Origin of the sequence: Paenibacillus barcinonensis (assembly GCF_003217495.1) — a bacterium.
GTDB lineage: Bacteria > Bacillota > Bacilli > Paenibacillales > Paenibacillaceae > Paenibacillus > Paenibacillus barcinonensis.
The window spans coordinates 54,274-74,392 of the sequence record NZ_QJSW01000009.1 but is presented as its reverse complement, the minus strand read 5'-3'; the positions used below and the strand labels follow the sequence as shown (position 1 = coordinate 74,392).

Here is a 20,119-nt window from a genome sequence, read left to right as displayed (position 1 = left end):
TCCTTACTTGTTCTCTGCTCTCCAGGCATCCAGCTGGCTTTGGGCTTCAGCCATCACTTTTTCCAGTCCAGCCTGATTGAATTTCTCAATCACTTGATCCAGATTGGTTGCCGGGTCAATTGTGCCTGTCATCAATGCTGCCCAATACTGCTCTTTCACGTTCTGTACCGCTGTCAGTTCGGCGGATACTTTGCTTGAATCAAAGTTAAAGCTGAGGATTGGCGAGTCCACGCCTTCTGCATTGAATTTTTTGAACTCCTCCCATTTATTATCCGGGTCTTTGCTGTTGAGATAGAGCAGCATGTTATTTCCGAGGGAGTAGGAAGGCATGTCATAGTTTTTTGATTCAGGCAAATTTTCCATATGCGTAGCATCCACTTTTTTGTAGTGTGTGCCCTCAATGCCTGAGTCCACCATATTGCGTAACACAGGGTCTGTATTCAGCAAATTCAAGAATTCCATTGCTTTCTCCGGGTATTCCGAGTTGGCCGAAATCGCCATGATGGAGCCTTGTACGGATGTGTTTGTAATAATGGCATCACTTGCCGGGGTAGATACGACAGGATAACCATAACTTGCTGACCATTGATTGTCCGCAAGCGGCTGCGTCTGAGCACGATCCAGGAACCAGTTACCCGATGTTGTCAGATCGTTGGTAGAGCCGGTTGTTGCTGCTTCTGGTGACACATAACCGGCTTTATAATATTTGCTCATCGTGGTAAGCGCTTCCTTCATTTCTGGTGTCTCCAGAATGTTCACAATCTTGTAATCGGTTGTGTCCAGCTTTACAGCCATCGGCAGGTTCTGAATCACATAATCATACGGCACATACGGCACGTAGTTTTTATCCATTGCAAACGGGGTAACACTTGGCTCATTTTCCTTGATCGTTTTGAGCAAAGGCTCCAGACTGTCCAACGTCCGAACACCCGAAATATCCAGTTTGTATTTATCCAGCAGCGTTTTGTTAAAGCGCCAAACCTCCTGCTGCGGCAGCTCCTTGTTGGCAGGAATACCGTAGTTGTGACCGTCTACCTTGGAACCACTCAGGAAAGCCGGATCTATCGTTTTGGTAAGGTCCTGACCGTATTTGGGCAGCAATTCATCCAGTTCCAGAAATGCGCCTTTTCTGGCATTTTGCACATAGTCAAAACCTCCGGCAGAAGTAAAGATAATGTCCATCGGTTCACCAGATGCTACGTTCACCTGCATCTTCTGAGGGTAATCACCCCAATCCACCATTTTCATGGTCACAGTGGCGTTAATTTTCTCTTTGGTGTACTTGCTAACTTCCTCCATGACTTTATTGACATCCTTCTGCGGGGTGCCAATGGTGTACCAGATCAACTGCACAGTATCGTCCTTTGCTTCGCCGGATTCCGAAGCCTCTTTGCTGCCACCGCATGCACTAAGCACAAGCGTAACAGCCATTAACAATGAAAGAACGAGCGAGAAACGTTTCTTGCCTTTACTCATTTGCGTGATCCTCCCTTTTTGTGTTTCCTTCTTTTGTTCCCTTGCTGTTATCAACTAACTGCTTTAACCTTATCGAATGAAAGCATTTACAAAAAGAAGATAAACTTAAGGTTTCGAGGTACAAATTAAAGAGAAATGTCATCTGGTCAACCAAACACTTTATAGTCCGTCGGTGAGATGCCTACATATTTGCGGAATTGCTTATAGAAATACCCTGTCTCCCAGTACCCTACATTCCGGGCGATCTCATGGACCTTGAGATTGGAGGTGCGTAATTGCTCTTTGGCACGCTCGATTCGGTACTTGTTGATATATTCGGCAAATGTTTCTCCTGTCTCTTTATGAAAAAGCTGACCCAAATAAACGGGGTGAAGATGATACTGCGCACCAAGCAGCTTCAAGGAAAGCTCTTCAGCATAATGCTTTTCAATGTGTTGCAATACCTGACTCACAATGGGATTCCTCAAGTCCTGAATCAGGGATTCCACCGTCCGGGTCGCCACCTGCTGCAATGCATGTACCAGTTCCTCAAAGGATATGCTATCCAGCACCAGACGAAGTCCCTGCTGATAGATTGCTGTTTCCTCCGCATGTTTAATGCTTTCCAGCTCCATCTTGAAACGAATTACCACTTCCAGAGCTGTATTTTGCAGCTGCTCGGGGGTTAGTTCATGACGGTGCTGTTCAAAATCGGTGCGGATTCGCTCCGCGAGCTGCTCCGTACTGCGGGACAAAATGAGTTTGACGTAGGCCTTCCAATCTATAAAAAAGGACACTCCCGCATAACCTCGCTGGTCCAGCATTGCATAATCTATCACCCGACGATCAGGATAGATCATTACGTACTGGAGCGCCTTTTTGGCTTGTTCGTAACTGGCCGGCGCCTGATAAAGTCCTTGCACCAGGCGGCCTGCACCCATGTGCAGATCAGGATACGTCAATGCAAGTCCGTCTGCCAGCTCCTGCAAGCCTGACATCAGCCTGCCTGTTTCCTCCGCACTGTCTCCTATGTTGGCTACAACAACGACATCTCCATCCATATCCTGAAAGAGATTCAGGTGGGGATGCTCGGCAACCAGCTGTTCAACTTGTGCAAACAGGAGCTCCGACCTCTGCACCTGACCTTTATGACCTTGATCACGCAGCACGGCAACGGTAACATAAGGTGCAGCCAATGAAAGATTCATGAACCGGGCACGCTCCTCAAATTCCGCGGCCGCAATCTGCCCGGTAAGCCAACGATGCAGAATATTGTCCTTTAATATCTGAATCCCGTATTTCTCTTCCAGACGCGGTGTAACGAGCTGATCCAGCTTCGCTGCTGTATTACGAAGCGTGGATTCCAGCTCGTCTACGTTAATCGGTTTGAGCAGGTAGTTTTCGATACCCAGCTTCATGCCTTCTTTTAGATATTCAAATTCATTAAATCCACTGAGAATAATCACCTTCAGCTCCGGCTGCAGCCGCCGGGCTTCCCGGATGAGCTCAAGTCCGTTCATCAAGGGCATGGAGATATCCGTTATCAGAATGTCCACCGGCTGACAGGGAAGAGCTTGCAGAGCAGCTTGTCCGTTGCCCGCATGGTTTACAATTTCCATTCCAAATGCAGCCCAATCCACAATATCGTATAATCCCTCAATGATGAACGGCTCATCGTCCACAATAAAAACCTTGTACATGTCATACACCCTTCCCTTCCGAATGGCATTGATGGAAAAATCTCAAGAATGGTATTGATAAGAAAGTCTCAAGAATCGTATTGATAAGGAAATCTCACTCTGATCATAGTCCCTTCTCCAAGAGTGCTCTCAACCGTGATACCGAACTGTGGACCGTACAAATATTTCAAGCGACTGTGTACACTTCGCAGTCCAAACATCTGGCCGGATTCTTCTGCACGTTCCAGCTCCTCCTGAATTTCCGTGAGCCGGGAAGGCTCAATTCCTTTGCCATTGTCACACACCTCGATCTGCAAAATGTCACCGCTCTCCTCCACCTTGATCGACAAGCGATTGTCACTACACTCTGTTCGCATCCCGTGGACCACATAATTTTCAATAATCGGCTGCAGCGAAAGCTTCACGACAGGGTGCTCGTAATACTTGTTATCAATCTGTATCGTATATATAAAAATATCCTTGTAGCGGATACGGAACAGCTCCAGATACAAGCGGCAGGCCTCCATCTCATCTTTCAGCGTGTAATTCGGCTTCTGCTGCACCAGACTTTTGAACAACACCGACAGGCTGTAGATCATCTCCCCTACATCTCTTGCCCCCTGCGAAATGGCCCTCATGCGGATCACTTCAAGTGTATTGTACAGAAAATGCGGATTTATTCGTGCCTGGAGTGCTACCAGCTCGGTCTCCTTTTGCCTGATCTCCGCTTTGTATACTCGTTCAATGTACAGATTCAATTCATCCAGCATATCGTTAAAACTATGCGATATTTGTCCCAGCTCATCCTCTCTGGCATCATCAATGCGTGCAGACAAATTGCCGTATTTTACTTTTTGGGTGAAACGAATGATTCTGCGCGTACGCTTGGCAAAGTTAATAATGAAAAAGGCAGGCACAAGCACGGCAAACAGCAAAGAAATAAAGCTAATAGAAATGATGGTATTCCGAATGCCTGCATACGATTCTGCCATCTCTCTCACAGGCACTGTGCCAATGACGACATACCCCTGATCCGCAGACACAAATCGGTTCACATACATGTTCTGCTCCTTTTTCATCGCATCCATATCGGTCTGGTCAAACAAGGAATCTGCCGCTTCTACATAAGGGTACTTCTTCCCGTAGTACATGCCGCTGGAATCAAATAATACCGTGCCCTTAGCGGACAGCACCACGATGTCCCCCTTCAGATTCCGCTCATAGTTATCCAGTGCACTGCCGATGCCTTTTGAGTCAAAAAAAATGAGAAACTGCCCCATATTGCGCAAGGTCTGTGTATTGTTAATGGGCACACGAATGGCATACAGTTCTGGGTCCCATAGATTGATGGCCTTGCGAATCCAGTAATTGGGTGCACTGATATTGGGCATCTCCATCGCCATCACATCGGGAATATACGATCTCGCTACGTTGGCGTCCAGCTTGCGAAACTGCTTGTACTGATTAAACATCAGCAAGCTCTGCTTCTCGGCACTGTATAACATCAACTGATGAATGTCCGAATTGCGGTCGATAATGTTCTGAAAATGCTTAAGCACCTCGGCCGAATAGTCATCGCGATTGGCGTAATACCCGTTCGTCATATGCTGAGCATATTCGGCATACGAGTGATTCAGCAGATACGTGATGTTGGCCGACAAAGCCTCATTCTGATGCATATCCCGCACCATGTTCTGCACCGACTCATACTGTTGATGCATGTAGCGGTCTACATGCTCCATCGCCGCCTTCTGAATGGCCAATTCCCGGCGAATGGTGGAATCCGATACGGACAGAAAAATAATATAGGATAGTGTAATAATCGTAACGATCGAGATCAGCGAAAAGATTAGCAGCATCTTCATAAACATGTTATTTTTGAAAAAATTATTGTAAACGCTAACAATTTTCAAGCTGGCTCCCCCTTTGCTGCTTCTTTTTCTGTCTTGCATTATATCACCCACCCTCTGACATATACGTGTCACGCAAAATTTTTCTTTAATTTATACCTCGAAATCTTTAATTTGGCCTGTAGAGCACAGGTTAGCTTTTATAACGTATCCATACATGCCCAGGAGTATATTTGCGAATGCAAAAACAACCCTGTCTCTTCCCCGGAGGGAATGGAGTGAGGGCTGTGGAGCTTTTAACAATATATTTATTCCTTGTATTCCGAATGCCCCTGCCTGGAGCAACTATAAGGAAAGTGTGAGGTCGGATTCAAATTCAGCGCTTCTTGGAGCAGCTCCATCGCTGCCTCCTTACATCCATAACACCTGTATACGCTCTGCCTTTGAAAAAAAGCGAGCCACCTGTGTATAGGGGACCCGCCTATTTATAAGATTATGAAGTTCCTTTTTGCTTGCTGGCCTGCATCTGCTGGGCAAAACGCATCATCTCTTCAAACTCTTCCTCGGATACGCTGTCCTCGTCATGGCTTATGTCTTGTACAATCGGAATTTCGGGTTTGGCCTTGGTTCCTTTGCCGTATGTACGGGTACGGGTTCCAGCTGCTCCTGCAGCCTGCTTGCCTTTTACCTTCGCCTGATCACGAATATATTGCACAGCCTTCTCATACGTATTCACCTGCTTGAGCAGCATATTAGAGGCAATCGCCTCTACAAAATTCCGGTTAATTCGCTGCTCTCCGCCCGATACAAGCAATGCCATCAAATAGTGAATCAAGACGTTGATCACTTCTCCAGGCAGCTTGTAGCTCAGATCTATTTTCGCAAAAATATCAATCAGATTATCCGGCACAGCTCCTGGGAAAAACGTCTGAAGCAAACGGGTGTACGGCTCATTGCGCAGCATCATGTTGTACTGGTGAATATCACACTTGGTTGCAAACTGCGGCGGAACCTCAACATAATACTCCATCTGCACGACATGCTCTACCGGCGGCTCACCTGCATCAGCATAAGGCTCTGGCTCCTCCATATGCTGCCTGAGTGCAACCACTTTGGCGGCTTGTACCGTCTGTTGCTCCTGGCGCTTCTTCGTCTGTCTGAATTGCATGCTGGCTTTGTGCTGCAGCTCATCCAACAGCAGTTGGCCCTGCGGATTAAAAATATCATCCTCATCCAGCAGTCGGCATACATCCTGCACACTCAGATTAAACTTGTTCACAACATAATTGACAATGCCAAGCTGATCATGATCAAATCGCAACTGCTCCACATAACGACGGTTCACAGACTCCCGCGGGAATCGTAAAATAATGTCGGCATAATTCAGCGTCATCTCTTCTGCCGCATCATTGGTGCCTGTTCGCTGCGCTGAGCTGGATACTTCGGACAGTGCCTGTTCCAGTTCATAATCAATAACGTGGGTGTTCAATTCAAATATATCGTAGAAGGGAACCGAAATATTTTCTTTATTCGCAGCAGTATAAGGCACTTCCCCATTCTCGACAGCCGAAAATCCGGCTCGCAGGGAAAGCACTGCAAACTTGCCAATTTTATCGCGAAGCAGCAGTGTCAAATGCTGCGTACGGAAAAACTCTGACGGTGAGAGCGGAGGCTGCAGCTCATACTCGTAGATGTAATCATCATTCTCGGGAGTATACACCCGTGACGTCTGAAGAAGGCCTACCGCCTCCAGCTTGGACGCCTGCTCCACCAGATATTTACGCCCCTTCTCACTAGGCTCCAGCCCCAGGGTCATAAATAATCTACGCTGCTGCTCCAGCGGGGAATAACCGACCTGTTCTCCGGGAAGATGCTGAAAAAACAGCCGATACAAGCCGACCGCAAAAGCACCTACCATAGGCTGGTAAGCTCCTGTAAGCATGCGGTCGTCCAGGGCGCTTAGTCCAAACTCCCTGTATACGCAGTAGCGATGATGTTCGGTATAATGATGCAAATTCTTCATGCGCATAACTTGATCTCCTCTTTCCCAAAGACTGTTTATCTATTCTATCATAAAAGTCTGATCCTCAAATGCTCAAAAACAGGTAAAAAACAGACTTGTTCTCACTCCGTTTCGTCCTAGATCGACATCGTTCACGTTTTCGCAGAATTGGGCGAATTTTCAAATAAAAATAAATCACTCCATAGCGCAACTAGTTTACTATAAAAGCTGTGCTCGCGGATTACAAGTGAAAATATAGTCCATTCATTACTTCATATATATGAGAAAAAGCGGACAGACATTCCCCTGCTTAACGATGTATATAAACAAAATCACATAAGCAAGCATGCAAAAAAAGCCTTTCCTTTGCACGCGTAAGCGTTTGCGTCAAAGACAAGACTTTCTCCAACCCAGTGTGGCAGCTGCCCCCACTTTCCATCCATCAGAACATCCGATATCCGCCCAGACGTAGCTTCTGAATCGCCCATCCGCTAATAATGGCCCCCGCCAATCCGGCAACGCCTGTCATATAGTCTACAAGCTGGAACGATCCCAGATGTGACATCAGCGTAGACGAGTGATCCCATAAGGAATACACCACCACAGGTAAAATAACGATCACAAACAAATAGGAAGGAAACCAGGTGGTCTTCATAAGCATATTCAAAATGAAACCGATACCAAACATCATAACAAAAAATAATACCATTAACACAAGCACCGGTATAAATTGCATTGGCTGACGTTCACCTCTTCTTTCACACATTCGGTTTTCTCTTCTGGATAGTAGTAAGTTTACCGCAAAAAATGTGGCGAAGCAACGAACTTTCTGGACAAATCTGCCGATTTTCACGAGAAGATCATTTGCCCTTCTGCTTCATGATGGGATACAATATAACGATAAAGCATTTAACCATCCCTTACCGGGATTTGGAAATATAACCTGCAGGAGGAACAAAACCCATGAACGAAGCAGCATCAACCCTGGAGGGCTGGTATGCCCTGCATGATTTTCGCTCCATGAACTGGACCGCATGGAAAGCAGCCGATGATGAAGAGCGCGCTGTTGCCCTGGACGAGCTCCAGGAGTTTTGGAACGATTGGAAAAACGTTGAGGAGACTTCCCAAGGCAGTACCGTTGTTTATACGGTGATTGGCCAGAAGGCAGACTTTGTCATGATGCATCTGCGCGAAACGCTCGAAGACCTGAAGGCAGTAGAGAACGCTTTCAACAAAACGACATTTGCCAAGTATACAACGAAAGCCTACTCATATGTCAGCGTAGTGGAATTGAGCAACTATCTTGGCAAAGAGGGCGAAGATCCGATGCAAAATCCGGAGATTGTGGCCCGTCTCAAGCCGGTGCTGCCACAGCGCCAATACATCTGCTTCTACCCGATGAACAAAAAGCGCGAGCTGAACGATAACTGGTACATGCTGTCCATGGATGAGCGTCGTACGATGATGCGCAGTCACGGCATGATCGGCCGCAGCTACGCGGGTAAAGTAAAACAAATCATTACCGGCTCCGTCGGTTTTGATGATTGGGAATGGGGCGTTACTTTGTTCGCAGATGATGCGCTTCAATTCAAAAAGCTTGTATATGAAATGCGCTTTGATGAAGTGAGCGCACGTTACGGCGAATTTGGTTCATTCTATGTGGGAAGTCTGCTGAATGAAAGCTCACTGGAAGAAATGCTGAAGCTGTAAAAATAGGCTATTGATCTAATTCCCATAAATAAAGCACCGCGGATATATCCTTTAAGGATTGCTCCGTGGTGCTTTTTTTGCATACCTATTACGTACTAATCTGGGGATAACAGCGATTGGAGGGTTGTTCTGTCATCGGCGTGTTTCGTGTAAATTCATCTCTTTCAACTTGACTCAATCCTGCTCCTCATCATCCACAGCCTTCAAAGATTCCAGAAACTCGGCGGTCGCACGGTCACGATCACGACTCTTTTCCTTCAGACGCTCAATTGCTGGCAGGATGAGAATGTCTACTTCCTTCTGTACGATGTAGGCGAGGTCATACTGATTCTGTTCCTCCAGATAACCGCCGACCTGCATCAGTCCGTTGTAACGATCCAGTTCATCTCGCGTTAACAGACCGCGAACCTGCACACTGCAATGTCTCATCCGAAAAACCGTCCTTTCCTCAGGACCAGCGGAATGCCTCCGATAATGAACAAGTAGCGGAGATCCACCAGCTTCTTCAATTGCGCTGCCTTCCAGCCTTTATATTTCTTATCCCCAACGACAGCAATCGCTTCCCCTTTACCCAGGGAGGCTACGGTACCTTTACTTGTAAATTCAAAAGGTTGAGCCTGCTTGCTGCGAATGGCAGCAACGATGTTCCTCGCGCAGTTCACACCCTGCTGCATCGCAATCTGTGCTGTTGGCGGATAGGGTCTGCCCTCCTTGTTAAATACAAGGGAGTTGTCCCCAATCACATATACATGCTCATGACCGGGAGCACGCAAATATTCGTCCACTTTCACACGTCCGCGCATTACTTCAAGCCCGGCCTGTTCAAGCAGGGCATTGCCCCGAATTCCGCCAGTCCATACCACTGTAGCGGCATCAATCTTCTCGCCTTCTCCGACAATAACCCCGTCAGGGAGACATTGCTTGATTGGCACTCCGATTTTGAACGTAACTCCTTTTTTCTTCAGCACATTCATGGCATGCTCGACCAGTTCGGGATCAAATCCCGGCAGTGCTGATGGAGCCGCTTCCACATTGTAGATGTGTACATGCTTAGGGTCCACATCAAATTCCCTGCATAACTGCGGGATGCGGTCTGCAAGCTCGGCAACAAATTCAACTCCGCTAAACCCTGCACCACCCACAACGAACCGAATACGGTTTCGTTTGTTGTCGTTTTTGTACATTGCAAATTGATATTCGATATGTTCACGGATCAGTCTTACCGAATTGATGCTGCGAATGGTCATTGCGTGCTCAAGCATACCTGGTATACCGAACGTTTCAGGCTCCCCGCCAAGTGCAATAATCAGATAATCATAAGACAAGGTACCGTCTTCCAGAATGACCTTACGATCCTGAAGCCGAATCTCCTTGACGGAGGATTTCACCAGATCAATCTTGAACTCGTCAATCAGTTTGGAAATAGACACTCTCGCGTGTTCAACTTTATCCGTACCAGCTGCCGGCATATGTAGGTGTGTTGTAATATAATGATAATCATGCCGATTCACTAATGTGACGTCAGCTTCGTTATAGTTCAGTTCCTTCTGCAGCCGCTGGGCTGTCAGAATTCCGCCATATCCCGCTCCGAGGATGACGATTTTGGGAATGCTACTCATGTCTGTACCCCTTCCGGTTTTGCTCGCACCCTCCCTTCAACAGGTGGAATGCAACACACTTCCTTAGAATGCTCTTACTTACAAGTATTGATGAGGTCTTATCCATTATGACGAGATTTGTAAACTTCGTGAATGTATTTAAATTCTATACGCATATTATTGATTCAAGTTGTGAAATTAACCACAAGATTCCACAAAACGCGAGGTTGTATTGACCTGACATCATCACTCTAATTTTGACAAAAAAAATACACAGTACAGGTCAAGGATATCTGTATTTCTCGCAAAGATCAAGGTTTTTTTTGTTATTTTTCATAACCTTTCATTTCCAATTTCACCCTATTCTCATCTGATCTTCATCAATTATTCTCAGATTCATGATGCAGCTAACTTTGCAACCCTGATTACACCGTTTATAATAGGAAGGACAGTTTGACACCCATGCAGATTATGTGACGTAATTTGCAAAATAAATACTGGTCTTTACCTATTAAAATAAGAAAGGTGTTGTTGATTGTTGACTGCACAAACTTCCGGTCATGAAATGACCGATTTGCTTATTATCGGCGGCGGTCCTGCTGGCCTATTCGCTGCATTTTACGGAGGTATGCGTCAAGCATCCGTTACACTCGTTGAAAGCATGCCTCAGCTTGGCGGACAGCTTGCAGCTCTCTATCCGGAAAAATACATTTATGATGTAGCCGGCTTCCCGAAAGTAACAGCTCAGGAACTGGTGAATAACCTGATTGAGCAAATGAGCCATTTTAACCCGAACATCCGTCTGGAAGAAAAAGTGGTATCGGTCGAGAAAAAAGAAGAGCAGCATTTCATCGTAAAGACAGATGAGAATGAATATCATGCCAAAGCGGTTATCATTACGGCTGGCGTAGGTGCATTCGAACCTCGTCGCCTTGAACTCGAGGGTGCAGCCAAGTTTGAAAAAACAAATCTGCATTACTTCATCAGTGATTTAAACGCTTTTGCAGGTAAAAAAGTTTTGATCAGCGGCGGCGGAGATTCCGCAGTGGACTGGGCGCTCATGCTGGAGCCTATTGCTGAGCAGGTTACCCTTATTCACCGCCGGGACAAGTTCCGCGCCCATGAGCATAGTGTGGAAAACCTGATGAATTCCAAGGTTAACGTAGTAACACCGACCGAGATTACCGAGCTTCACGGAGATGACACCATTACCAAGGTCACTCTTGCTCATGTCAAAACCAAAGAAACTCAGGACATTGAAGTGGACGATGTCATCGTTAACTTTGGGTTTGTTTCCTCCCTCGGCCCGATTGCTGAATGGGGAATCGAAATTGACAGCAATTCTATCGTTGTTGACTCCCGTATGGAAACGTCCATTCCTGGCATCTTTGCGGCGGGCGATATTACGACCTATCCGGGCAAGCTGAAACTGATCGCTGTCGGCTTCGGTGAAGCGCCTACGGCAGTGAACAATGCCAAAGTATACTTCGATCCTGAGGCGAAGCTGTCCCCTGGACACAGCAGTAATATGAAACGTTAATTTGACGATAAGTACATTATATCGGTTAGATCCAATCGCATAATTGGTACAAAAAAGGGTATCTTACTCCTGAATGATTCCATAATCAGGAGGGATACCCTTGTCTTATATATGCCCGCTGTGTAACGGTCTGGTTGTACCGGAGCAGGCTTGTCCCCACTGCCTTCAGGGACTGTCAGAATGCGGCAAATTGGACGACTACACCGGACCATACAGCCCCTACGAACTTCAGGCTTCCTCTGACATGGCAGACGAAACCGAGAGCGTTTGCAATCACCTGATGTATTGTCACCATTGTCAGACAAGCATCGTACAGCCTGTCTCTTTATGGGACTTGTCCGGAAACCTGTAACATTGCCTGCAATGAGGATCTCTAGTGAAGAATGGCAGATACGTTGGTATCCAGTTTGCGCTTATGGATTTCTGCCAATAGCAGCGCGATGAAATCTCCTTCGAGATCCAGTTCGATCGCTTTATGGTAGGAATCCAACAACATCTCATCGGATAACATAGCCATTTCCCGCCACAACCTTTCCTTTTTTTTCCTCAAAACTATCATATCAGAGATTCACAAAGAGAACAAGCGTTCTTGTTATCCACAACGACATGTGGAAATCCTGTGTATAGATTGTTGATAATTGGAAAAAACATAGAATATATAACAGTGGATACTGTGGACATTATTTATACACAGGACGTATGAGCAGCCTGTAGAACTATGAATAAACAAAAATTTAGAACTATTTTCATATTTTCCAGCGTTTCTCGGAATGTATTACCCAAGCTTGAAAATTTTCAAACGCTTTCCTTACCATTCCTCTTGTATATACTATCGGTTTTTCCTGAATTTCCTTTAGTCTTTTCTGCTATTTTCATTGAGGTCTTGTATTCACTTCCAGAATCCATATTTTTCCTGAGTGATCCAGCCCGTAGTCAAAGCCCAGCTGACCTATACCCGGAAGCTGACTCTCCATAATATGTGTGCATGCTAGCGTCAATGAACGCATCTCCTGCCGTTTGTACCGATTCGCAATATGAGGCAGTGACAATGCCAGTGCTCTTTTGCCGGACAGCATCGTTCCTCCCTTACTCAGATTGGTTACGCAAAGACCCGGACGAGCCCATCTGCCAACCAAAGAACGAAACACCCAGCCCTGCTCGGTCTTGACCACCTTCACTCGATAGTCCACAGGTCTTCCGTGAATGGTGGCAAGATGAATGCCCTGCTGAATCATATACTTGCGTCTTGCCTTCACACGTAAGAGGGAACGATACATCTGATCAAAATTAACGAATGAACGACTAACCTTCATATGTGTATACCTGTAGACTCCACCGCTTCGGGATACTCTGATCACACCATATCCACCGCCGCCAACAATCGGCTTAATAAATACCATTCCATAATAGTGGAGCATGTGGAGCAGATTGGATGAATTAAATGCTTTGGTCTGCGGAATATGGGCGGCAGCAACCGGATATTTCATTAAAAGCGCCGTCTTGCGCCATTTGCTTGCTAACTGTCTCGACATCAATTGATCTCCTCTCTTGAAACAATGCTTCTACCTTATACATACTCAATCCATGCTCCGTTTTCTTGGATGATTGTCCAAGGCAGGGGCCCCTTTTCCGGGGAACCTGTCCCGCTTTGAATCGAGAATACGAGACAACAGCCACTCTGCTTTTCAAACGCTTCAATCTGTCGTATGCTACTAAAGAATGACTTGTAAAGGCAAAATGAGGATTTAAGGAGCGTTCAGAAGACATGGAAGCATTTTTCAAATCACTGTACGGCATAGCCTATTTCGCAATGTCCATTGTTCTGGTTGCGGTGACGGTACTTCTCTTTGTCATCGGTATTCGTCTGTTTATCAAAAAACGCAATCGCGGCTTTGCCCTGAGCTGTATTTTGTTCGCCTGTTTCATCGTCTTTATCATCGTTGTTATGCTGACCACGCCCTTCTCCGCCACGCCTCCAGGCTCACCGGAAGCGATGGCTGCCCTATACCGTTACGGGTAACCGAACCTTTGTAGAAGGGAGAAATTTATGACACAACATAAAACACTTGGCATTGTTGATATCGGCTCGAACTCCATTCGATTGGTCATCTATGAGTTACATGAAGAGGGAGCCTACCGCATCATTCATGAAGACAAATATGCCGCCAGGCTCAGTGGAGTTGTCGAACCTGACGGTACCATCCAGCGATCCTCACTGAATACGGCCGTAACGATTCTGCGTCAATTCAAAGCTACCTGCGAGTCTTACCAGACCGTGGACATTCGCGCCGCTGCTACGGCTGCCATTCGCAATGCGGTCAATGCAGCTCATATTATCGAGTGGCTGGAGAGTGAAACGGGACTTACGATTGAATGTGTCTCCGGTGACCGGGAAGCCTACTACGGATTTTTGGGTGTCATTCAGTCCATTGAGCTGACAGACGGATTTGTGGTAGATATCGGAGGCGGCAGTACAGAAATCACCGTATTCCGCAATCGCGAACGACTGCACAGTGTCTCTCTGCCGATCGGTGCTGTGAATTCACATGCCCGTTATGGAGGAGAGGACGAATGGACCGAAGCAAATGAAGCAGCGCTGTGCAGCGAGGTCATCGCTGCTTTGCAGGATCAGGACTGGATTCGCGAGCACCCCGGACTGCCGCTGGTCGGGCTGGGCGGTACAATGCGTACACTGGCAAAAGTGGAGCAAAAGCGAATCCAATACTCTCTTCCAATCACACATCATTATGAAATCGGTAAGGATGCGATGGAAAATATCGCACGCTCCCTGCCCTACATGACCTCTGCCCAGCGTAAAAAAGTACCTGGACTCGCCAAAGATCGGGCTGACATTATCGTGCCTGGTGTATTGATTCTTCGAACCGTCTTTCGTCTTATACAAGGGGACCGTTATGTCGTAAGCGGAGCCGGGCTTAGAGATGGACTGTTACGGGATTACCTGGCTTCGGGTCAACCTGCCGCACCAGATGCACTGAAGGATAGCATTCGTAATTTCCTTCACTTCGGTCCGCCGATTCCGCAGAAGCGTCTGAAGCATATTTATCAGGATATGCTCACACTGTACACTGCTTTGCAGGGAGCTGCTCCTGATGCTGCGGAAGAACGAATTCTTTACACTGCCTCCATGCTGCACATGGCTGGCAAACAGATTAACTATTTCCGCTACACCCAACACTCGGCATACTGGATTATGAACGCCAGCATTTACGGACTGTCTCATCGGGAAACGATTCTTAGTGCCATTGCCGCCGACTATCACCCGAAAAAAAGAACACCTCAGCTGATTCAGAAGCATGAGGACATTCTGAACGATTCGGATGTACAGCTTGCTCACCGAATCGGCTCGTTGCTACGTGCAGCCGAAGCCATGAACCGCGCTGAGAGCATCGCCACCATGCATGCACACAAAGAAAAAGACTCGCTGCAGGTAATGTTAACCTGTACAGACGAGCCTCTTCTGGAATTGAACGGCCTGGAAGATGCCGTCAAAGATGTACAAGAAGCTTGGGGAGTTACGTTAAAACACTCCATTCAGCAGGCTTCCAAGGGATAATGCCCATCGCCTCCGTCTGACTTCTCAGCGGGGGCTTTTCATTTTTTACGAATACATAGTTTCCATTGGGCATAAGCTGTCTGGCCTTCACATTGTCGTTCAGAGACAGATTCAGAATGTCCACCAGCATCTTCTTCAATGTAGGATCAAATACAGGACACATCAGCTCAATACGCCGGTTCAGGTTGCGTGACATCCAGTCTGCACTTGAGATGAAAACGTCCGGGTTGCCATCATTCTCAAAATAGAACAGCCGCGAATGCTCAAGGAAGCGATCCACGATGCTGATCACACGGATGTTCTCGCTCAGCCCTTCTATGCCTGGACGCAGACAGCACACACCACGCACAATCAGATCAATCTGCACCCCTGCCTGGGAAGCAGCATAGAGCTGATCAATAATTTCCTGATGGGATAAGGAATTGATCTTCGCAATAATTCTCGCACGTTTGCCCTTCAAGGCATGCTCGGTTTCACGCTGGATGAGAGAAAACAACTCGTCCTTCATGCCATCCGGGGCAACTCGGAAGGCCTGCAGCGCCTTCGGACCGGAATAACCGGTAATCTCATTAAACAGCTCTGATGCATCTTCCCCGATAATAGGGTTAGCGGTGAACAGTCCAACATCCGTGTATACTTTGGCTGTGCTTTCGTTATAGTTCCCTGTCCCAACGTGAACATAGCGACGCAGCCCTTGCTGCTCCCGCCGTACAACGAGAATGATTTTGGCATGTGTTTTCAGCCCCACCAGACCATAAACGACGTGACAGCCTGCCTTTTCCAGCTTTCGTGCCCAAGCGATGTTACGCTCTTCATCAAAGCGTGCCTTCAGCTCCACCACGACGGTGACCTGCTTGCCGCTCTCTGCTGCAAGAGCAAGTGCCGGGATCAGTCTTGAATCACCATTTACCCGATATAGTGTCATTTTAATGGCCAGAACCTGTGGGTCCTCCGAGGCCTCCAGAATGAAATCTGTCACTGGTTCGAACGATTCATAGGGATGATGAACCAGCACATCTCTTTTGCGTAGCAGTTCAAAATGACTCTCTCTTGGCACAAACTCTGGTGGATAGACGGGCTGCACCGCACCGTACTTCAGATGGGAGAATCCGTCCAGACTGTCTACAAATCCAGAGAGGAAGCTGAGATCCAGTGGTCCGTCAATTTCGAAGATCGGGTCCTGAATCTCAAATTCCTCCTGCAGCTCCTGTAATGCGTCACTGCGGAAATCCTTGCATACCTCCAGCCTGACAGGTGCTCCGCGCCGTCTGCGTCGCAGCTCCTTTTCAATCGCCTCCAGCAGATCCTCAGCTTCCTCCTCGTTAATCGAAAGGTCCGCGTTACGAGTCACTCTGAACTCCTGCACAGCCAGCGACACATATCCGCTAAACAGGGTATGCACATGCTGTTTGATCAGATCCTCAATCAGAATGAAGGTTTTCTTCTTGCTATTCGCCCGCAAAGGAACCTTTACGATGCGAGGAAGATTGGAGGGAACCTGCACGATGGCCATAAAGGGCTCACCATCCAGCTCGTCCTCCTTCTGCAGCATAACTGATAAATAAACGGACTTGTTATGTACCAGCGGAAACGGGCGGCTCTGGTCAATCGCCATCGGGGTCAGCACGGGGAAGATAATGTCATGATAATATTGGTCCATCGCGCGCTGCTGTGTCACATTAAGATCGACATATTCCTGAATATGCACACCCTTCTTGGCGAGAAGACGAACGAGTTCACGATACGTTTTATATTGCTCCGCGACCATGGTCCCGGTTCGTTTGATTAATCTGCGGTATAGCCCGGGAGGGGTGTACCCTGTGAAGTCTTTTTGCGTAAATCCAGCCTTGATCTTCTCCTTGGTCTCTGCCAGTCTGACACTGACAAACTCGTCCAGATTGCTGGCAACGATGCCAAGAAATCTCATCCGCTCCAGCATCGGCGTCGTAGAATCCTGAGCCTCCTGGAGCACACGTCTGTTAAATTCAACCCAGCTCAAATCACGGTTAACATAGTTGCCTGTCTTAATATCCTTATGCATGTCTGGCCTCCGAATGTGATGCATGTGAATTCTTATTCGAACTTCTTGTATATGATTGTGTTCTTGCGAAACTCTTCTATAATTGTACTATTCGTAATCCACTACAAGCGTCATCGGAATGTTAACGGAGTGTTAAATTTATGTAAATGATAACTCATGACCGTAACTTTTTCCATCCCTTTACAAAGGGCAATAGACAAGGTAAAGTGAACTAGAGTGTGACTTGAACGGCTGTTGTTATTATCCCACATTATAGTTATTTTAAAGGAGTATTCTATTCCATGAAATCGAACAAACCTAGAACACTGCAAAAAAATATTGAATTTTTCACCGCTGCCCTGTCTCAATGTGTAGTTACAGCATGGCAGGAAGATCCGGCAGGTGTATATTGTGAAGTTGGTCGCGGCATCGTTGAGCGCATCAGCGATGAAAGTGTGCGAATCCGTAATGAGGATGGCACAAAGAGTCATTATGCACGGGAAACGACGATGTTTCAAACCGAGAAATAATTTTTGCGTAAACATGAAAAAAAGACTAGCTTTTCGAAATAGAGTGTTATATACTCTTGGCACAAGGAAAGGAGGTGCGTCAACATTTCTAATCACATGTTGAACGTGTCCCTTACCCGATCCACTAGCTCCAATTAACAGGAGGCTGATGGAGGCGCGGGATACGGATCAATGTTTCAAAAAGCGCCACGGGTAGAAAAGCCGTCTTCGGACGGCTTTTTGTTTTGCCTTTTTTGTCTTTGATGCAGAAGCCAGGAAGACAGAGTGGTTAATAAAACAACCAAAATATTGCAAACCGACCCTTTAGCAGTTTGAATCCAGACGGCTATAATGAGGATGCAGTTCCAATATATAACCGAGGAGGCATGTTGTAATGTTTAAAAATGTAAGGGGTTTCAAGGTTAAGACAAGCGTTCTGCTGGCATTGGTTTTGTTATTTACTTCTATTCTGCTGCCTGCAGGCCAGCACGCCAGCGCCGCACCGAGCTTTGCCAAGGGAGCTGACATCAGCTGGGTTCCCGGCATGGAGGCTCAAGGGTACAAATGGAAGGATAAAAACGGGGTACAACGTGATATTATTGATATTTTGAAAAAGGATTACCAAATTAACTCCGTTCGTATTCGGGTATTCGTTAATCCATCGAACGATTATGGTAACGGTTACATGAATAAGGATCGCGCGGCTGCTCTTGCACAGCGTGCCAAAAATGCAGGCATGAGTGTCATGCTCACACTTCACTACAGCGATTCCTGGGCAGACCCAGGCAAACAAAGCAAACCAGCGGCATGGAAAAATTACTCCTTCCAACAGCTCATGGACGCTGTCTGGAATTATACACGTGAAGTGATGACAGCTATGCAAAACAAAGGGGTTACGCCGGACTGGGTACAGATCGGTAACGAAACAAGCAACGGCATGTTATGGGATGACGGGAAAGCCTCTGTTAACATGAAAAACTATGCATGGCTCGTGAACACAGGACATAATGCGGTAAAATCCATTAGCAGCGGCACCAAAACGATCGTTCATCTGGCCGGTGGCGACGACAATGCGCTGTATGTCTGGAATATTGGCGGCCTGATCAACAACGGCGCTAACTTTGACATGATCGCTATGTCGCTTTACCCTTCCGCTTCCGGCTGGAATACTGCGGTGACCAACACGGTCAACAATGCAAAGGATATGATCAATCGGTACGGCAAAGAGATCATGATCTCCGAAATTGGCATGGACAACAATCAGGCGGCGGCAGGCAAAAGCTTCGTAGCTGCGATGAAAAATCAAATTCGCAATCTGCCAAATGGCAAAGGAAAAGGCGTATTCTACTGGGAGCCGCAGGCTACACCTGGCTATAACGGTGGATACGGTAAAGGCGCTTGGCAGTCCAACATGATGCCAACAGCCGTCATGGAAGGGTTTATTGACTAAGGCACGGGGTTAGGAGCCTCTACATGTGGTGAGAGCTGCGGGTGGACGCTCCGGGGGCGGGGTGTTCTTCCGATCGCTGGTTGTCCTCGGATTTACTTGAACTCCACTTTATAGGGGAAAATCCGTGGACAAACGCGAGCGCTTCGCTTCTACAGAATCACTCCCGCCCCCTCCACTACGCGCTGCTCCTTGGAAAGCTTCTAAAACGTGCTCTGACTTGGCACAGGAGCAGGGTAAAGCAAGACGAAAAGCGCTGGCCCTTTGGGGATAGTGCTTTTTTTGCGTTGAATTGACTTGAAGCTTGGTAGGCGCCTGATGGTGCAGGGCACTTCAGGCGTTTAGGGCCGGAGCTGCGGGTGGACGCTCCGGGGGCGGGGTGTTCTTCCGATCGCTGGTTGTCCTCGGATTTACTTGAACTCCACTTTATAGGGGAAAATCCGTGGACAAACGCGAGCGCTTCGCTTCTACAGAATCACTCCCGCCCCCTCCACTACGCGCTGCTCCTTGGAAAGCTTCTAAAACGTGCTCTGACTTGGCACAGGAGCAGGGTAAAGCAAGACGAAAAGCGCTGGCCCTTTGGGGATAGTGCTTTTTTTGCGTTGAATTGACTTGAAGCTTGGTAGGCGCCTGATGGTGCAGGGCACTTCAGGCGTTTAGGGCCGGAGCTGCGGGTGGACGCTCCGGGGGCGGGGTGTTCTTCCGATCGCTGGTTGTCCTCGGATTTACTTGAAC

Annotated in this window: 17 protein-coding genes; 7 read left to right on the top strand and 10 right to left on the bottom strand. The window is 47.3% G+C overall.

Annotated elements, in window-relative coordinates:
• Nucleotides 1-3: 3 nt before the first annotated feature.
• From DFQ00_RS15410 to DFQ00_RS15390, 5 genes are all read right to left on the bottom strand, one after another.
• Complete coding sequence (locus DFQ00_RS15410) at nucleotides 4-1,476, bottom strand: ABC transporter substrate-binding protein (protein WP_110897374.1); 1,473 nt, start codon at nucleotides 1,474-1,476, stop codon at nucleotides 4-6.
• A gap of 146 nt (nucleotides 1,477-1,622) precedes the next feature.
• On the bottom strand, nucleotides 1,623-3,155 hold the full coding sequence (locus tag DFQ00_RS15405) for a response regulator transcription factor (protein ID WP_110897373.1): 1,533 nt from the start codon (nucleotides 3,153-3,155) through the stop codon (nucleotides 1,623-1,625).
• A gap of 68 nt (nucleotides 3,156-3,223) precedes the next feature.
• Nucleotides 3,224-5,047: a sensor histidine kinase gene (locus DFQ00_RS15400; protein WP_110897474.1), complete on the bottom strand. Its 1,824-nt coding sequence runs from the start codon at nucleotides 5,045-5,047 to the stop codon at nucleotides 3,224-3,226.
• Nucleotides 5,048-5,477: 430 nt separating this feature from the next.
• Nucleotides 5,478-7,013 (bottom strand): replication initiation and membrane attachment family protein, encoded by a 1,536-nt coding sequence (locus tag DFQ00_RS15395; protein WP_110897372.1) that lies wholly within the window; start codon nucleotides 7,011-7,013, stop codon nucleotides 5,478-5,480.
• A gap of 415 nt (nucleotides 7,014-7,428) precedes the next feature.
• Nucleotides 7,429-7,722 carry a YuiB family protein gene (locus DFQ00_RS15390; RefSeq protein ID WP_110897473.1) on the bottom strand — a complete coding sequence of 98 codons (294 nt, stop codon included), beginning with the start codon at nucleotides 7,720-7,722 and terminating at the stop codon, nucleotides 7,429-7,431.
• 227 nt (nucleotides 7,723-7,949) lie between these two features.
• On the opposite strand from DFQ00_RS15390, the gene hemQ reads away from it, so the two are divergent.
• Nucleotides 7,950-8,696 carry a hydrogen peroxide-dependent heme synthase gene (gene hemQ, locus DFQ00_RS15385; RefSeq protein ID WP_110897371.1) on the top strand — a complete coding sequence of 249 codons (747 nt, stop codon included), beginning with the start codon at nucleotides 7,950-7,952 and terminating at the stop codon, nucleotides 8,694-8,696.
• A 174-nt stretch (nucleotides 8,697-8,870) separates the two neighbouring features.
• Here hemQ and DFQ00_RS15380 read toward each other — a convergent pair whose 3' ends face one another.
• Together DFQ00_RS15380 and DFQ00_RS15375 are read right to left on the bottom strand one after the other, a co-directional pair.
• On the bottom strand, nucleotides 8,871-9,125 hold the full coding sequence (locus DFQ00_RS15380; protein WP_110897370.1) for a hypothetical protein: 255 nt from the start codon (nucleotides 9,123-9,125) through the stop codon (nucleotides 8,871-8,873).
• Complete coding sequence (locus tag DFQ00_RS15375) at nucleotides 9,122-10,315, bottom strand: NAD(P)/FAD-dependent oxidoreductase (RefSeq protein WP_110897369.1); 1,194 nt, start codon at nucleotides 10,313-10,315, stop codon at nucleotides 9,122-9,124. Before DFQ00_RS15375 ends, DFQ00_RS15380 begins: the two co-directional genes overlap by 4 nt.
• A gap of 517 nt (nucleotides 10,316-10,832) precedes the next feature.
• Between DFQ00_RS15375 and DFQ00_RS15370 the strand changes: the two genes are divergently transcribed.
• Together DFQ00_RS15370 and DFQ00_RS28840 are read left to right on the top strand one after the other, a co-directional pair.
• A complete protein-coding gene (locus DFQ00_RS15370) occupies nucleotides 10,833-11,834 on the top strand; it encodes an NAD(P)/FAD-dependent oxidoreductase (RefSeq protein WP_110897368.1) in 1,002 nt (333 codons plus the stop codon).
• A 100-nt stretch (nucleotides 11,835-11,934) separates the two neighbouring features.
• Nucleotides 11,935-12,186, top strand: a complete 252-nt coding sequence (locus DFQ00_RS28840) for a hypothetical protein (RefSeq protein ID WP_145405376.1) — start codon at nucleotides 11,935-11,937, stop codon at nucleotides 12,184-12,186.
• Nucleotides 12,187-12,207: 21 nt separating this feature from the next.
• On the opposite strand, the gene sda is transcribed toward DFQ00_RS28840, so the two are convergent.
• Together sda and DFQ00_RS15360 are read right to left on the bottom strand one after the other, a co-directional pair.
• The gene (sda, locus tag DFQ00_RS15365) at nucleotides 12,208-12,351 is read right to left on the bottom strand and encodes a sporulation histidine kinase inhibitor Sda (RefSeq protein ID WP_110897367.1); all 144 of its coding nucleotides are present in this window, start codon (nucleotides 12,349-12,351) and stop codon (nucleotides 12,208-12,210) included.
• Nucleotides 12,352-12,706: 355 nt separating this feature from the next.
• On the bottom strand, nucleotides 12,707-13,369 hold the full coding sequence (locus tag DFQ00_RS15360) for a YheC/YheD family protein (RefSeq protein ID WP_110897366.1): 663 nt from the start codon (nucleotides 13,367-13,369) through the stop codon (nucleotides 12,707-12,709).
• 230 nt (nucleotides 13,370-13,599) lie between these two features.
• Between DFQ00_RS15360 and DFQ00_RS15355 the strand changes: the two genes are divergently transcribed.
• Together DFQ00_RS15355 and DFQ00_RS15350 are read left to right on the top strand one after the other, a co-directional pair.
• The gene (locus tag DFQ00_RS15355; RefSeq protein ID WP_110897365.1) at nucleotides 13,600-13,854 is read left to right on the top strand and encodes a hypothetical protein; all 255 of its coding nucleotides are present in this window, start codon (nucleotides 13,600-13,602) and stop codon (nucleotides 13,852-13,854) included.
• A gap of 27 nt (nucleotides 13,855-13,881) precedes the next feature.
• Nucleotides 13,882-15,408: a Ppx/GppA phosphatase family protein gene (locus DFQ00_RS15350; RefSeq protein ID WP_110897364.1), complete on the top strand. Its 1,527-nt coding sequence runs from the start codon at nucleotides 13,882-13,884 to the stop codon at nucleotides 15,406-15,408.
• Here the strand turns inward: DFQ00_RS15350 and ppk1 are convergent.
• Nucleotides 15,368-17,449: a polyphosphate kinase 1 gene (gene ppk1, locus DFQ00_RS15345; RefSeq protein WP_110897363.1), complete on the bottom strand. Its 2,082-nt coding sequence runs from the start codon at nucleotides 17,447-17,449 to the stop codon at nucleotides 15,368-15,370. The genes DFQ00_RS15350 and ppk1 overlap by 41 nt on opposite strands.
• Nucleotides 17,450-17,730: 281 nt before the next feature.
• On the opposite strand from ppk1, the gene DFQ00_RS15340 reads away from it, so the two are divergent.
• Both DFQ00_RS15340 and DFQ00_RS15335 read left to right on the top strand, forming a co-directional pair.
• The gene (locus tag DFQ00_RS15340; protein WP_110897362.1) at nucleotides 17,731-17,958 is read left to right on the top strand and encodes a hypothetical protein; all 228 of its coding nucleotides are present in this window, start codon (nucleotides 17,731-17,733) and stop codon (nucleotides 17,956-17,958) included.
• Between the two features lie 373 nt (nucleotides 17,959-18,331).
• Nucleotides 18,332-19,387 carry a glycoside hydrolase family 53 protein gene (locus tag DFQ00_RS15335; protein WP_110897361.1) on the top strand — a complete coding sequence of 352 codons (1,056 nt, stop codon included), beginning with the start codon at nucleotides 18,332-18,334 and terminating at the stop codon, nucleotides 19,385-19,387.
• The last annotated feature ends 732 nt before the right edge of the window (nucleotides 19,388-20,119 follow it).

Coding starts and splice junctions, on each gene's coding strand:
- DFQ00_RS15390 (WP_110897473.1), bottom strand. CDS start 7,722: ATGCAATTTATACCGGTGCTTGTGTTAATGGTATTATTTTTTGTTATG.
- ppk1 (WP_110897363.1), bottom strand. CDS start 17,449: ATGCATAAGGATATTAAGACAGGCAACTATGTTAACCGTGATTTGAGC.
- DFQ00_RS15340 (WP_110897362.1), top strand. CDS start 17,731: ATGAAATCGAACAAACCTAGAACACTGCAAAAAAATATTGAATTTTTC.
- DFQ00_RS15375 (WP_110897369.1), bottom strand. CDS start 10,315: ATGAGTAGCATTCCCAAAATCGTCATCCTCGGAGCGGGATATGGCGGA.
- DFQ00_RS15405 (WP_110897373.1), bottom strand. CDS start 3,155: ATGTACAAGGTTTTTATTGTGGACGATGAGCCGTTCATCATTGAGGGA.
- DFQ00_RS15395 (WP_110897372.1), bottom strand. CDS start 7,013: ATGCGCATGAAGAATTTGCATCATTATACCGAACATCATCGCTACTGC.
- DFQ00_RS15410 (WP_110897374.1), bottom strand. CDS start 1,476: ATGAGTAAAGGCAAGAAACGTTTCTCGCTCGTTCTTTCATTGTTAATG.
- DFQ00_RS15350 (WP_110897364.1), top strand. CDS start 13,882: ATGACACAACATAAAACACTTGGCATTGTTGATATCGGCTCGAACTCC.
- hemQ (WP_110897371.1), top strand. CDS start 7,950: ATGAACGAAGCAGCATCAACCCTGGAGGGCTGGTATGCCCTGCATGAT.
- sda (WP_110897367.1), bottom strand. CDS start 12,351: ATGGCTATGTTATCCGATGAGATGTTGTTGGATTCCTACCATAAAGCG.
- DFQ00_RS15335 (WP_110897361.1), top strand. CDS start 18,332: ATGTTTAAAAATGTAAGGGGTTTCAAGGTTAAGACAAGCGTTCTGCTG.
- DFQ00_RS15355 (WP_110897365.1), top strand. CDS start 13,600: ATGGAAGCATTTTTCAAATCACTGTACGGCATAGCCTATTTCGCAATG.
- DFQ00_RS15380 (WP_110897370.1), bottom strand. CDS start 9,125: ATGAGACATTGCAGTGTGCAGGTTCGCGGTCTGTTAACGCGAGATGAA.